The organism is Comamonas piscis (assembly GCF_014109725.1).
Classification (GTDB): Bacteria; Pseudomonadota; Gammaproteobacteria; order Burkholderiales; family Burkholderiaceae_C; genus Comamonas; species Comamonas piscis.
Genome location: NZ_CP058554.1, coordinates 4,374,687 through 4,387,645, shown reverse-complemented (window position 1 = coordinate 4,387,645; position 12,959 = coordinate 4,374,687). Strand labels below are relative to the sequence as shown.

General features: G+C 61.2%; 15 protein-coding genes. 13 read left to right on the top strand and 2 right to left on the bottom strand.

What is annotated here, in order from left to right:
* Position 1: 1 nt before the first annotated feature.
* Positions 2-1,033: a S49 family peptidase gene (locus tag HS961_RS19795; RefSeq protein WP_182324944.1), complete on the top strand. Its 1,032-nt coding sequence runs from the start codon at positions 2-4 to the stop codon at positions 1,031-1,033.
* Between the two features lie 105 nt (positions 1,034-1,138).
* Here HS961_RS19795 and HS961_RS19790 read toward each other — a convergent pair whose 3' ends face one another.
* Positions 1,139-1,921: an SAM-dependent methyltransferase gene (locus HS961_RS19790; protein WP_182324942.1), complete on the bottom strand. Its 783-nt coding sequence runs from the start codon at positions 1,919-1,921 to the stop codon at positions 1,139-1,141.
* Positions 1,918-2,514 carry a Maf family nucleotide pyrophosphatase gene (locus HS961_RS19785; protein ID WP_182324940.1) on the bottom strand — a complete coding sequence of 199 codons (597 nt, stop codon included), beginning with the start codon at positions 2,512-2,514 and terminating at the stop codon, positions 1,918-1,920. Before HS961_RS19785 ends, HS961_RS19790 begins: the two co-directional genes overlap by 4 nt.
* A gap of 26 nt (positions 2,515-2,540) precedes the next feature.
* Here HS961_RS19785 and HS961_RS19780 point away from each other — a divergent pair, with 26 nt between their 5' ends.
* The 12 genes from HS961_RS19780 to HS961_RS19725 all read left to right on the top strand — a co-directional run bounded on the left by HS961_RS19780 (position 2,541) and on the right by HS961_RS19725 (position 12,888).
* Positions 2,541-3,098, top strand: a complete 558-nt coding sequence (locus HS961_RS19780) for a YceD family protein (protein ID WP_182324938.1) — start codon at positions 2,541-2,543, stop codon at positions 3,096-3,098.
* Between the two features lie 156 nt (positions 3,099-3,254).
* Complete coding sequence (rpmF, locus tag HS961_RS19775; RefSeq protein ID WP_021027949.1) at positions 3,255-3,437, top strand: 50S ribosomal protein L32; 183 nt, start codon at positions 3,255-3,257, stop codon at positions 3,435-3,437.
* Positions 3,438-3,567: 130 nt separating this feature from the next.
* Positions 3,568-4,620: a phosphate acyltransferase PlsX gene (gene plsX, locus HS961_RS19770; protein ID WP_182324936.1), complete on the top strand. Its 1,053-nt coding sequence runs from the start codon at positions 3,568-3,570 to the stop codon at positions 4,618-4,620.
* A gap of 5 nt (positions 4,621-4,625) precedes the next feature.
* Positions 4,626-5,606: a beta-ketoacyl-ACP synthase III gene (locus HS961_RS19765; protein WP_182324934.1), complete on the top strand. Its 981-nt coding sequence runs from the start codon at positions 4,626-4,628 to the stop codon at positions 5,604-5,606.
* 60 nt (positions 5,607-5,666) lie between these two features.
* Complete coding sequence (gene fabD / locus HS961_RS19760) at positions 5,667-6,611, top strand: ACP S-malonyltransferase (protein WP_182324932.1); 945 nt, start codon at positions 5,667-5,669, stop codon at positions 6,609-6,611.
* A complete protein-coding gene (gene fabG / locus HS961_RS19755) occupies positions 6,608-7,354 on the top strand; it encodes a 3-oxoacyl-ACP reductase FabG (RefSeq protein ID WP_182324930.1) in 747 nt (248 codons plus the stop codon). Before fabD ends, fabG begins: the two co-directional genes overlap by 4 nt.
* A 105-nt stretch (positions 7,355-7,459) precedes the next feature.
* Entirely contained in the window at positions 7,460-7,699 is a 240-nt protein-coding gene (acpP, locus tag HS961_RS19750; RefSeq protein ID WP_021027954.1) for an acyl carrier protein, read from the top strand.
* 83 nt (positions 7,700-7,782) lie between these two features.
* Complete coding sequence (fabF, locus tag HS961_RS19745; RefSeq protein WP_182324928.1) at positions 7,783-9,027, top strand: beta-ketoacyl-ACP synthase II; 1,245 nt, start codon at positions 7,783-7,785, stop codon at positions 9,025-9,027.
* A gap of 149 nt (positions 9,028-9,176) precedes the next feature.
* Positions 9,177-9,674: a hypothetical protein gene (locus HS961_RS19740; protein WP_182324926.1), complete on the top strand. Its 498-nt coding sequence runs from the start codon at positions 9,177-9,179 to the stop codon at positions 9,672-9,674.
* A 60-nt stretch (positions 9,675-9,734) separates the two neighbouring features.
* Positions 9,735-10,370 carry an RNA polymerase sigma factor RpoE gene (rpoE, locus tag HS961_RS19735; RefSeq protein ID WP_182324924.1) on the top strand — a complete coding sequence of 212 codons (636 nt, stop codon included), beginning with the start codon at positions 9,735-9,737 and terminating at the stop codon, positions 10,368-10,370.
* An 81-nt stretch (positions 10,371-10,451) separates the two neighbouring features.
* Complete coding sequence (locus HS961_RS19730) at positions 10,452-11,189, top strand: sigma-E factor negative regulatory protein (protein WP_182324922.1); 738 nt, start codon at positions 10,452-10,454, stop codon at positions 11,187-11,189.
* A gap of 295 nt (positions 11,190-11,484) precedes the next feature.
* A complete protein-coding gene (locus HS961_RS19725) occupies positions 11,485-12,888 on the top strand; it encodes a DegQ family serine endoprotease (RefSeq protein WP_412101666.1) in 1,404 nt (467 codons plus the stop codon).
* Positions 12,889-12,959 lie beyond the last annotated feature (71 nt).

The following is a 12,959-nucleotide window of genomic DNA, read 5'->3' as shown; positions in this document are numbered from 1 at the left end:
AATGAACCCCATGGACAACAACCCACAGCAAAACCCGTCGCCGGCGCCCGATTTATGGGGCTCGGCGGCACCTGCCGCTGCTGGTGTGGCGGCACAGTCGCCTGGCTGGGAGCGCTCGGTGCTGGAGCGCCTGGCTTTTGACACGCTCAAGGAGCAGCGCTCCGCGCGCCGCTGGAAGATTTTCTTCCGCCTGGTCTGGCTGGGCCTGGTGATTGCCTTTGGCAGCTACTTGTTTGGCTCGGACGGCACTGCCACCAAGAGCTCGACTGAGCACACCGCCGTGGTGGAGCTCAAGGGCGAGATCGCCTCGGGCGCAGACGCCAGTGCCGAGTATGTGATTGCCGCACTGCGCACCGCCTTTGAAGACGATGGCGCCAAGGCCGTGGTGCTGCTGATCAACTCGCCCGGCGGCAGCCCCGTGCAGGCGGGCATGATCAATGACGAGATCGTGCGCCTCAAGGCCCAGTACAAGAAGCCGATGTACGCGGTGGTCGAGGAATCCTGCGCCTCTGCGGCCTACTATATTGCCTCTGCCGCTGACAGTATTTATGTCGACAAGGCCAGCATTGTCGGCAGCATTGGCGTGCTGATGGATGGTTTTGGCTTTACCGGCACGATGGACAAGCTGGGGGTGGAGCGCCGCCTGCTGACCGCCGGTGCCAACAAGGGCATGCTCGATCCCTTCAGCCCCATGAATGAGAAGCAAAAGGCATTTGCACAGCAGATGCTGGGCCAGATCCACCAGCAGTTCATCCAGGTGGTGCGCCAGGGCCGGGGTGACCGCCTGAAAGAGACCGAGGACACTTTCAGCGGCCTGTTCTGGACCGGCCAGGAAGCCGTGAAGCTCGGTTTGGCCGACGGCCTGGGCAGCCTCGACCAGGTGGCCCGCGATGTGGTGGGTGCCGAGGAAGTCGTGGACTACACCCGCCGCGAGAATGTGGCCGAGCGCTTTGCCAAGCGCTTTGGAGCATCGGTCGGTGCGGGTGCCGTGGGTACCTTGCGCTCGATGTCGCTGTTGCCCAGCGTGCGCTGACCGCACTGGCAGCGCTAACGGCGTTCAAGGCTTGAATGACAAAGCGGTGCCTCGGCACCGCTTTTTTCATGAGGCAGCCTCAGGGGCTGCAGCCATTAACGGCAGTCAGCGGCCAATGGCAAACACCATCGGCGTGCGGTTGTCCAGGCTGGTGTTCAGCGGCTTCCACTGCTTGACCAGGCGGCTTTGCGTGCTGGCGCTCTCCAAGGTCAGACCACTGGAGATGGACAAACGGGTATTGGCTTGCAGAGTTTGCAACAGCGCGCCGAGCAGCGCCTGGTTGCGGTAGGGCGTCTCGATGAAGATCTGCGTTTGCCCCTGACGCAGCGCCAGCTGCTCCAGCTCGCGCAGGCGGGCGCTGCGCTCGGTGGCGTCGCTCGGCACATAGCCCACAAACGCAAAGTTCTGGCCATTGAGGCCGCTGGCAGCCAGAGCCAGCAGCAGCGAGGTGGGGCCTACCAGTGGAACCACGTCAATGCCGGCATCATGGGCGGCGCGCACCACGGAGCTGCCCGGGTCGGCAATCGCGGGCATGCCCGCTTCGCTGACCAGGCCCACATCATGGCCTTGCAGTGCGGCGGCCAGCAGGGCGCTGCTGTCGCTGTTGCTGGTGGTCTGCGGGTTGTGGTCGCCTTTTTTATGGGCTTCGCGCGGCAGCTCGGCAATATTTTGCTGTTGCAGTGGCAGGGCCAGGGGCGCGACCGCGTCCACCCGTTTGAGAAAGGCGCGGCAGCTTTTAGCGTTCTCGCAGATCCAGTGGGTGATCTGAGACGCCGTCTGCACCGTGTGCAAGGGCAGCACATCGGCCAGCGGCGCCTCAGTGGCGCAGCCAAAGTCGAGCGGGGTGGGGATCAGGAACAAACGTCCTTTTTTGACTTGTTGGTTCATGGCAACACCAACCCGGCAGCGCGCAGTAGGCGGGCGGTGCGAATCAAGGGCAGGCCGATCAAGGCGGTGGGGTCATCGCTTTCAATGGCATCGAGCAGGGTGATGCCCAGGCCTTCGCTCTTGGCGCTGCCGGCGCAGTCGTAGGGTGTCTCGGCCAGCAGGTAGCGCTCAATCTCGGCATCATCGAGCGGGCGGAACACGGTGCGCACCACGGCGGTATCGGCCTGCGCAAAGCCGCTGGCCTTGCAAACCACGGCCACGGCGGTGTGGAACTGCATGCTCTGGCCGCTCATTGCGCGCAGCTGGGCAACGGCCTTGTCGTGCACCATGGGCTTGCCCAACGGCTGGCCATGCAGGTCGGCCACCTGGTCGGAGCCGATGACGATGGCTTCGGGAAACAGGGCGGCCACGGCATGGGCCTTGGCCAAGGCCAGGCGCAGCGCCAGGGCGGCGGGGCTTTCGCCGGGCTGCGGGGTTTCGTCCACATCGGGCGAGGCGGTTTCGAAGGGCAGGCGAAAGCGCGACAGAAGCTCTCGCCGGTAGCGGGAGGTGGAGCCCAGTACAAGGGCGCGTGGCATCAGGGATTCAGACATGCCCAGATTCTCTTACACTGACGCGCATGACAAAGGAATTTTCAGTCAATCGCCTGGACATCAAGGCGTTTGCCCAACAAGAAGCGGCTCTGGAGGGCGAATTGCCCCTGGGGCAGCTGCCCCGTTTGCTGGCCGATGATCTGCGCGGAGAAGCCGCAGCCGCCGAACCCGTGCGCTGGGTCTTGGATGGCGAGTGGGTCGGGTCCTCCGGCGGCGCGGGCCAGGCCTGGCTGCATCTGCATGCCGAAACCCAGATGCAAATGCAGTGCCAGCGCTGCATGCGCCCGGTAGATGTGGCTGTCGAGAGCAGCCGCTCCTTCCGCTTTGTGAAAGACGAAGCCACGGCTGCCGCTATGGATGACGAGAGCGACGAAGACCTGCTGGTGCTTGAACCCTTGACCGATGCGCTGGAGTTGATTGAAGACGAGCTGCTGATGGCCTTGCCCATGGTGCCGATGCACGAGGTGTGTCCGGTGGATGTAAAGCTGGAGTCCGCCACCCAGGATTTTGACGACAGCCCGGTGGAAAAAACCAACCCTTTTGCGGCTTTGGCGTCACTGCGCATCGATAAAAACCAATCCTGATGTGGGTGGCTTGAAGCCACCCCGCGATCTTTGCTATAATTTGAGGCTTCGCGCGAATCCCCTCGTGTCTTTAATGGGCCAGTCGCGTAAAATTAGGGCATGCGTTTGTGTTTACGCAGGCCATGTCACCAACCCTTTCAAGACTCAGGAGCCACCATGGCTGTTCAACAAAACAAGAAATCCCCTTCCAAGCGCGGTATGCACCGTTCGCACAACGCACTGAATGTGCCTGGAATCGCTGTGGAACCCACCACCGGTGAAACCCACATGCGCCACCACATCAGCCCTAACGGTTTCTACCGTGGCCGCCAAGTGCTGAAGAACAAGTCGGAAGCCTAAGCCATAGCTGTATAAAAAAGGCCCGCAGCTACGTTGTAGCGCGGGCCTTTTTTATTGTGGTGTTAGGTGGCCGTGCAAGGCGCATCTGCCTGTGACTCGGTGCGAACAACGTCAAATAATTACCGAACGAATGATCACACTGGCCGTGGATTGCATGGGCGGTGATGCGGGTATCCGTGTCACGCTGCCTGCATGTAAGAAGTTTTTGGATAGCCACCCTGATGCCCATCTGTTGATGGTCGGGCAGGCCGAGGCGTTGCAGTCGTTTCAGCACGCGCGCGCGACCATCGTGCACGCCAGTGAAGTGGTCACCATGGATGACCCGGTTGAGGTGGCCCTGCGCAGGAAGAAAGACTCTTCGATGCGGGTGGCCATTGCCCAGGTGAAGTCGGGCGCTGCACTGGCGGCGGTGTCCGCCGGCAATACCGGCGCGCTGATGGCCATTGCCCGCTATGTGCTCAAGACGCTGGACGGCATTGATCGCCCAGCGATCGCCTCCCAACTTCCCCACGCCAAAGGCGGCGCCACCACGGTGCTGGACCTGGGCGCCAATGTGGACTGCAGTGCAGAGCATTTGCTGCAGTTCGCGGTGATGGGCTCAGCCTTGGTCAGCGCGCTGGACGACAAGGAAAATCCCACCGTTGGCCTGCTCAATATTGGTGAAGAAGCCATCAAGGGCAGTGAGGTCATTAAGCGTGCTGGCGAGCTGCTGCGCGCCGCAGGCCAATCGGGTTACCTCAATTTCTACGGCAACGTGGAAGGCAACGATATCTTCAAAGGAACGGTAGATATCGTCACTTGTGATGGTTTTGTCGGCAATGTCGCGCTCAAGGCGAGCGAAGGCGTGGCCAGCATGATCAGCAACGGCCTCAAGCAAGAGTTCAAGCGCAACCTGCTCACCAAAATGGCGGCAGTGATCGCTTACCCGGTGCTGGCGCGCTTGATGAAGCGGGTGGACCACCGCCGCTACAATGGGGCAGCATTGCTCGGTTTGCGTGGCCTGGTGTTTAAAAGCCATGGCTCAGCCGATGCGGTGGCGTATGAGCATGCCCTGCGGCGCGCCTATGACGCTGCCCGCAATGATTTGCTGGGGCGTGTGCAGACCAAGATTCAGACGGCTGCGCCCCTGCTGATGTCGGCAGACAGCGCTGCTGCTGCCAAAACCGTGACGTCTCCTACCTGAATTCGATGAGTATTTATTCCCGCATTACCGGCACAGGCAGCTACCTGCCGCCACGCCGTGTCACCAATGACGAGTTGGCTGCCGAGCTGGCCACGCGTGGTCTGGAAACCTCCGACGAGTGGATTGTCGAGCGCACTGGCATCAAGGCGCGCCATTTTGCAGAGGCCCATGTGGCCGCCAGCGATCTGGCGCTGGAGGCATCGAAGAATGCACTCCAGGCCGCCAATCTGCAGGCCTCCGACCTGGATCTGATCATCGTCGCCACCTCCACGCCGGACATGGTGTTCCCCTCGACCGCCGCCATCTTGCAAAACAAGCTGGGCATTGCCAATGGCTGCCCGGTATTTGACATGCAGGCGGTGTGCAGCGGTTTTGTCTATGCGCTGACGGTCGCGGATTCAATGATCAAGTCCGGCACGGCCAAGCGTGTGCTGGTGGTAGGTGCGGAAGTGTTCAGCCGCATTCTGGATTTCAACGACCGCACCACCTGCGTGCTGTTTGGCGATGGCGCTGGCGCTGTGGTGCTGGAGGCCTCGGACCGCCCGGGCATCTTGGCCACCGATCTGCACGCCGATGGCAGCCATGTCGATATCCTCTGCGTGCCGGGCAATGTCTCGGGCGGCCAGGTGATTGGCTCGCCGCTGCTGCGCATGGATGGCCAGGCCGTCTTCAAGCTGGCGGTTGGTGTGTTGGATAAGGCCGCGCGCGCTGCGCTGGAAAAGGCCAACATGCAAGAGTCCGATATTGACTGGCTGATCCCGCACCAGGCCAACTTGCGCATCATGATGAGCACGGCGCGCAAGCTCAAGCTCGCGCCCGAGAAGGTGGTCGTCACGGTTGACCAGCATGGCAATACTTCAGCAGCCTCGATCCCGCTGGCACTGGACCATGCCGTGCGCAGCGGCCAGGTCAAGCCCGGCCAGAATGTGATGCTCGAAGGCGTGGGCGGTGGCTTTACCTGGGGTGCCGTGCTGCTGACGATGTAGCATGCTGCATCGCTGACTGCCCCGAACCTGTTTGATAAAAATACTGATTTAGACCGAGACATGAGCGCTTTTGCATTTGTTTTTCCGGGCCAAGGCTCGCAGGCCGTGGGCATGTTGGATGCCTGGGGTACGCACCCCGCTGTCGTGCAGGCGCTGCAAGAGGCATCGGATGCGCTGGGCGAAGACCTGGGTGCGCTGATCCACAACGGCCCGAAAGAGACGCTGGCCCTGACCGCCAATACCCAGCCGGTGATGCTGGTGGCCGGTGTGGCTGCCTGGCGCGTCTGGCAAGCTGAAGGCGGTGCCATGCCCATCGCTGTGGCAGGCCATTCGCTGGGCGAGTATTCCGCGCTGGTCGCAGCCGGTGTGCTGACCTTGAGCCAGGCCGCACCGCTGGTGCGCCTGCGTGGCGCTGCGATGCAAGAGGCGGTGCCCGTGGGTGCCGGCGCGATGGCAGCGGTACTGGGCCTCGATGCCGCATCGGTCAAGGCCGTCTGCGCCCAGGTGACTGCCCAGCTGGGCGGCGCTGAGGTGGTGGAGGCGGTGAACTTCAACGACCCTGGCCAGACCGTGATCGCTGGCTCCAAAGCTGCGGTCGACGCCGCCAGCCTGGCCGTGAAAGAGGCGGGCGCCAAGCGCGCTTTGCCGCTGCCGGTGTCGGCGCCTTTCCATTCCAGCCTGATGAAGCCCGCCGCGGAAAAGCTCAAGCTGGCCTTGGCTGGCCTGCAACTGGCTGCGCCCCAGATTCATGTGCTCAACAATATCGATGTGGCGATGCCCAGCGATGCAGATGCCATCCGCGATGCGCTGTATCGCCAGGCCTTTGGCCCTGTGCGCTGGGTTGAGTGCGTGCAGCGCCTGCGTGTACTGGGCGCCACCCACTTGGTCGAATGCGGCCCCGGCAAGGTGCTGACCGGTATGACCAAGCGCATCGACCCTGAACTCGTGGGTGTGGCTCTGTACGACCCCGCCACTTTGCAAGAAACCAAAGAAGCCCTCGCATGACTGACACCACCTCAACAGCCAAAGTCGCCCTGGTTACCGGCGCATCGCGCGGTATTGGCGCAGCCATTGCCCAGGCACTGGGCGCAGCCGGTTACCAGGTGATCGGCACGGCAACCACTGAAGACGGCGCTGCCAAGATCTCGCAAGCGCTGTCGGCCTTTGCCGGCTCGCGTGGCGTGGCGCTGGATGTGAACAACGGCGCAGCCGTCGATGCACTGATTGATTCTCTGGTCAAGACCCAGGGCGGCCTGCATGTGCTGGTTAACAACGCCGGTATCACCCGCGACACCCTGGCCATGCGCATGAAGGACGAGGACTGGGATGCCGTGCTGGGCACCAATCTGAAGGCCGTGTTCGGCGCCAGCCGCGCTGCCATCCGCCCGATGATGAAGCAGCGTTTTGGCCGTATCATCAGTATCACCAGCGTGGTGGGCGCATCCGGCAATGCTGGCCAAGCCAACTACGCGGCCGCCAAGGCCGGTGTGGCTGGTATGACGCGCTCGCTCGCCAAGGAGCTGGGCAGCCGTGGTATCACGGTAAACTGCGTGGCGCCTGGTTTTATCGAGACCGATATGACGGCCCAGTTGCCCGAAGAACAGAAGAAAGCCCTGCAGTCGCAGATTGCCTTGGGCAAGCTGGGACAGCCGCAAGACATTGCCAACGCTGTGGTCTATTTGGCCTCAGATGGCGCCGGATATGTGACCGGACAAGAGTTGCATGTCAATGGCGGCATGTATATGTAGATTTGACGAAAGTTGAATGCCGTTTCCTCGCGACGGCAAGTTGCACTCAGGTATTGCTGAAGCAGCTAGAATCGCGGGTTCATTCACAACCCCCAGAGGGAAACCATGAGCGATATCGAAGCACGTGTCAAGAAAATCATCGCCGAACAACTCGGCGTGGAAGAGTCTCAAGTAACGAACGAAAAGGCTTTTGTAGCCGACCTGGGCGCTGACTCGCTGGACACCGTGGAACTGGTGATGGCTTTGGAAGATGAGTTCGAAATCGAGATCCCTGACGAAGACGCAGAGAAGATCACGACGGTGCAGAACGCCATCGACTACGCCAACAGCCACCAAAAGGCTTAATTGATTGCGCATGCACTTGGCGCCCTTGTGGCGCAAGTGTCTTGCCGCTATCTTCCGAGAGATCAACAAGAAAGTTGTAACGCATGAGTCGCCGTCGCGTCGTCGTGACTGGTCTGGGTTGCATCAGCCCCGTGGGTAACACGGTTGCTGAAGCCTGGTCCAACATTTTGGCCGGTCAATCCGGCATTGACCTCATTACCAAGTTCGATACCACCGATTTCAGCTGCAAGATTGCAGGTGAGGTCAAAGGCTTCGATCTTGAGTCCTATATGAGTGCCAAGGAAGCACGCACGATGGACTCCTTCATTCATTACGGCATTGCCGCTGCCCAAGAGGCAGTGAAAGACGCCGGCCTGCCTTCGGGCGAGGCATTGGATGATGAGCTCGCAACTCGCATTGGCTGTGTGATCGGTTCGGGTATCGGTGGCTTGCCACTGATTGAGAACACGCACGGTGAATATGAGCGCCGTGGTGCGCGCCGCATCACGCCTTTCTTTGTTCCAGCGTCCATTATCAATATGGTCGCAGGTCATGTATCGATGCGTTTTGGCTTCAAGGGCCCGAACCTGTCGGTGGTGACTGCTTGCACAACGGGCTTGCACTGCATTGGTGAAGCCGGTCGCATGATCGAGTACGGCGATGCCGACGTCATGATTGCAGGTGGTACCGAAGCTACTGTTTCTCCGTTGGGTGTGGGCGGGTTTGCAGCCATGCGCGCATTGTCCACACGCAACGACGATCCCAAGGCCGCATCGCGCCCCTGGGACAAGGGCCGTGACGGTTTTGTACTGGGTGAGGGCGCCGGCATTGTCGTGCTCGAAGAGTACGAACACGCCAAGGCCCGTGGTGCCAAGATCTATGCCGAGTTGCTGGGTTATGGCATGAGCGCCGACGCCGGCCACATGACGGCCCCCAATATGGACGGCCCACGCCGCGCCATGCTGGCTGCGATGCGCAATGCCGGTGTCAACGCCGACCAGGTGGACTACCTCAATGCCCACGGCACCTCCACGCCGCTGGGTGACTTGAACGAGACCAATGCCATCAAGGCGGCCATGGGCGACCATGCCAAGAAGATGGTCATCAGCTCGACCAAGTCGATGACCGGCCACTTGCTGGGCGGCGCTGGCGGCCTGGAGAGCGTATTTACCGTGATGGCCTTGAAGGACCAGAAGATTCCGCCGACCATCAACTTGGTGGACCAGGATCCGGAATGCGATCTGGACTACTGCGCCAACACTGCACGCGATGCCAAGCTGGAAATCGCCGTCAAGAACAACTTCGGTTTTGGCGGCACCAACGGCACCCTGGTGTTCAAGCGGGTGTAAGCGCGGGCGTTAGATCAACGCCACCGTTTAGTCCCTGTGATAAGGCCTCTCTTGTAGAGGCCTTTGTCTTTTCAGCGGGCGAATGCTGCAAATGCAGCAAGGGGTTTGCCCCGCTGCCAGTCTGCGCAGCGTATGCGAACAATGGCGGGATGCCGACCACGTCTTCCGCACTGCGCCGCCGTCCGCTGTTGGCCTTGCAGTCTTATGCGCTGCCCCCGCCAGCGCGCATTCGCCTGCTGCTGGCTGCCTGGGCCAGCGTCGTGGTGGTGCTGTTGCTCATCTGGATGCATGCCTCTGCACCTTCGGCGATGCTACGCGCCATCGCCGTGGGCTTGTTGGCGCTGGTCACCGGCATCGTTTGGTGCATTCCGCTGTGGCCGCCCGGAACTTCTTTGTGCTGGACGGGCTCTCAGTGGTGCCTTGGGCAAGGCCCATTGGCGATCGAACAACGCAGGGAGCTGGCGCAGCTGGCGGTGCTGATGGATGGGCAATCCTGGCTATTGTTGGAAGCACGGATGCCGCCATCTGCGGGCCGCAGTCAGTGGTTGCTGGTGGCCCGGGCTTCTAATCCAGAGCGCTGGCCGGATATTCGTCGGGTTTTATACTCATCGCTTGCCGCTGAACCGCAAGACATCCATCCGGTGTAGCCTACAGCTGAACAACCACAACAATAGCTGCAAGCTTGTAGCGCCAAGAGGGCATGTTTTATGACGGGAACGCCAACGGCCAGTACCCCGAATGCGAATGACAGCGATCTGCAGCTGGTGCAGCGCACGGTGGCAGGAGATCAAAAGGCCTATGGCCTGCTGGTGCTGAAGTACCAGCGCCGCATTGAGCGCTTGATTGGGCGCATGGTGCGCGACGTGGATTTGGTGCCGGATCTGGCGCAAGAGACATTTCTGCGCGCCTACCGGGCGCTGCCGCAGTTTCGGGGCGATGCCCAGTTCTACACCTGGCTGTACCGCATCGCTGTCAACACCGCCAAGAAGGCGATGGTGGAGCTGATGCGCAACCCGGTGATGACGGAAAGCGCTTTGCGCGCAAAAGACGATGATGATGAAACTTATGCGCCCGGGCGAGAACTAACGACCGATGAAACGCCGGAAACGGTCATCGCAGCCAAGGAAATTGCCCAAGCTGTGAACACCGCGATGGATGCGTTGCCCGAAGACCTGCGCCAGGCTATCGTGCTGCGCGAGATTGAAGGCATGTCTTATGAAGACATTGCCGCTGCGATGGATTGCCCCATCGGTACCGTGCGGTCGCGTATTTTTCGTGCCCGCGAGGCGATTTCCGCCAAGGTAAAGCCCATGCTTGAGCGCCAGTCCGGCAAGCGTTGGTAGCTGTTTATGAGTGTGATGACTGGCTGCAAGGGCCTGGGGCCCGCTAGGAATATGGCTATGAATCTCGAAACCCAAGCATCAATGAAAAGTACCGTCGTGGCCGACGAGCAAATGTCCGCCTGGCTCGATGGTGAGTTGGATGCGGAGACGCTCCGCCACATGCTGGCTGATCTGCCAGCGTTGGCGGAAGACCAGACATGCTACGCCTCGTTGCAGTCTTACCAGGTAATAGGCGACGCGATGCGCTCAGCGCACGGCCCTTGTTCCGATAGCCTGGCCTTTCTGGATGCGCTGAATGCCAAGATTGCACTGGAGCCGCCGTTGGTGGCCCAGGGCCAGCCGGCGCCCGGCTTGGTCGCTGTGCCTGCGGTATCCACTGCAGCAACCGCAGCCCCCGTAGTAGGTAGTGCAGAGGCCGCCAACCACTCCGTCTTCCGCTGGAAGATGTTGGCTGGTTTTGCCACGGTGGCCGCTGTGGCCATGGTGGGCTGGAACAGCATGGGCTTGCTCTCGGGTGGTGCAGCCGGCAGCGCGCAGCAGCAGTTGGCAAGCGCCGCATCATCGCAAGTGGTGGCGTCCGCTGCGCCTATCCGGCCGGTAGCTGCCAATGCGCAGGGTTTGATCGAGCAGCCAGTGACGGTGGGACAGAACTCCACCATCATGCTGCGCGATCCGCGCCTGGATGAGGTGCTCGCTGCCCGCGGTCAGATTGGCGTGACGGCCAACCTGCAGATGCCTGCCGGTTTCTTGCGCAATGCCACCTTCAATGCCGAGAAGCGGACTGGTGGTTGCGCCGACAAGGCTTCGCGGCTGTGCTGAAGCTGGACGCTGCCTGAACCTGCCAAAAACACCTGCTTGCAGGTGTTTTTTTATGCCTTTCTTCGGCAGAGGCTTGAAACCTGTGTTTTGCTGCCTATCTGAGGGGAATGCACGCTTGGAACCTTGAGGCATATTGCCCCTCCAATTGCGGCACGGCCCCGCCGCATACGGTTTGAATCCTGCGCCAAAGCGGAGCCGCCACATTGTCAAATTGAGGAGTGATATGTCTCTAAAGCGTTGGAAGCCTTTCCAGATCAGTGCACTGGCGGCGATTTTGTCCGTCAGCAGCGCGGTGATGCTGCCGGCCGCAGCCCAGCAGACGCCCGCGCCAGCGGCGGTGCGGGGCCTGCCTGATTTCACCGATCTGGTCGACCAGGTCGGGCCATCGGTGGTCAACATCCGCACAATGGAAAAGGTCTCCAGCCGCCAAAGCCAGAGCGGCCTGGACCCCGAGATGCTCGAGTTCTTCAAGCGCTTTGGCCTGCCGGTGCCCAGCGTTCCCAAGCAGCAGCGTCCCCAGCGCCCCGGCGCTGAAGGGGATGAAGTGCCCAGCGGTCTGGGGTCAGGCTTTATCTTGACGGCTGACGGCTATGTGATGACCAATGCGCACGTAGTCGATGGTGCTGACGAAGTCATCGTCACCTTGACCGACAAGCGCGAGTTCAAGGCCAAGATCGTGGGCGCAGACAAGCGCACCGATGTGGCGGTGGTCAAGATTGATGCGACCGGCCTGCCCGCCGTAAAGATTGGCGATGTGAACCGTCTGCGCGTGGGTGAGTGGGTCATGGCGATTGGCTCGCCTTTCGGCCTGGAGAACTCGGTGACCGCCGGCATTGTCTCGGCCAAGCAGCGTGACACAGGTGATTACCTGCCCTTTATCCAGACCGATGTGGCCATCAATCCCGGCAACTCGGGTGGCCCGCTGCTGAACATGCGTGGCGAGGTGGTGGGTATCAACAGCCAGATCTACTCGCGCTCGGGTGGTTTCATGGGTATCTCCTTCTCTATCCCGATCGATGAAGCGGTGCGGGTGAGCGACCAGCTGCGTGCCACGGGCCGCGTGGTGCGCGGCAAGATCGGTGTGCAAATCTCCACCGTGAGCAAGGATGTGGCCGAATCGATTGGCCTGGGCAAGGCCCAGGGCGCGATGGTGACCGGTGTGGAAAGCGGCTCGCCAGCAGAGAAGGCCGGCGTGGAAGCGGGCGACATCATCACCAAATTCGATGGCAAACCGCTGGAGAAGCTGGCTGACTTGCCGCGTTGGGTCGGCAACACCAAACCTGGCTCCAAGAGCACGGTGTCTGTGTTCCGCCGAGGCAAGACCCTGGATCTGCCGATCACCATCATCGAGATCCCATCGGACGCCACGGCCGATGCAGCAGCTGCCAGCAAAGAGCCTGAGAAGTCCAAGCCATCGACTGCTGCTCAGCAGCTGGGTCTGGTTGTGACGGATCTGACCGATGCGCAGCGCAAGTCCATGCATCTGAAGGGTGGTGTGCAGATTGTGTCGGCTGATGAAGCTGCCGCGCGTGCCGGCCTCAAGCAAGGCGATGTGATCCTGGGTATTGCCAATACCGAGATCAATGACCTGAAGCAGTTTGACGCTGCCGTGGCCAAGGCCGACAAGGCCAAGCCTGTCAATGTGCTGTTCCGTCGGGGTGAGTGGACGCAGTATGTGCTGATTCGTCCCAGCAAATAAGTGACCAGCGCCTAGCCGCTGTGCTGACCACAAGCCGGTTCCTCGATAGGGCCGGCTTTTTTCATAGGCAT

Coding starts and splice junctions, on each gene's coding strand:
- plsX (WP_182324936.1), top strand. CDS start 3,568: ATGATCACACTGGCCGTGGATTGCATGGGCGGTGATGCGGGTATCCGT.
- HS961_RS19725 (WP_412101666.1), top strand. CDS start 11,485: ATGCTGCCGGCCGCAGCCCAGCAGACGCCCGCGCCAGCGGCGGTGCGG.
- fabG (WP_182324930.1), top strand. CDS start 6,608: ATGACTGACACCACCTCAACAGCCAAAGTCGCCCTGGTTACCGGCGCA.
- HS961_RS19765 (WP_182324934.1), top strand. CDS start 4,626: ATGAGTATTTATTCCCGCATTACCGGCACAGGCAGCTACCTGCCGCCA.
- HS961_RS19785 (WP_182324940.1), bottom strand. CDS start 2,514: ATGTCTGAATCCCTGATGCCACGCGCCCTTGTACTGGGCTCCACCTCC.
- HS961_RS19780 (WP_182324938.1), top strand. CDS start 2,541: ATGACAAAGGAATTTTCAGTCAATCGCCTGGACATCAAGGCGTTTGCC.
- fabF (WP_182324928.1), top strand. CDS start 7,783: ATGAGTCGCCGTCGCGTCGTCGTGACTGGTCTGGGTTGCATCAGCCCC.
- HS961_RS19730 (WP_182324922.1), top strand. CDS start 10,452: ATGAAAAGTACCGTCGTGGCCGACGAGCAAATGTCCGCCTGGCTCGAT.
- rpoE (WP_182324924.1), top strand. CDS start 9,735: ATGACGGGAACGCCAACGGCCAGTACCCCGAATGCGAATGACAGCGAT.
- HS961_RS19790 (WP_182324942.1), bottom strand. CDS start 1,921: ATGAACCAACAAGTCAAAAAAGGACGTTTGTTCCTGATCCCCACCCCG.
- fabD (WP_182324932.1), top strand. CDS start 5,667: ATGAGCGCTTTTGCATTTGTTTTTCCGGGCCAAGGCTCGCAGGCCGTG.
- acpP (WP_021027954.1), top strand. CDS start 7,460: ATGAGCGATATCGAAGCACGTGTCAAGAAAATCATCGCCGAACAACTC.
- HS961_RS19740 (WP_182324926.1), top strand. CDS start 9,177: ATGCCGACCACGTCTTCCGCACTGCGCCGCCGTCCGCTGTTGGCCTTG.
- HS961_RS19795 (WP_182324944.1), top strand. CDS start 2: ATGAACCCCATGGACAACAACCCACAGCAAAACCCGTCGCCGGCGCCC.
- rpmF (WP_021027949.1), top strand. CDS start 3,255: ATGGCTGTTCAACAAAACAAGAAATCCCCTTCCAAGCGCGGTATGCAC.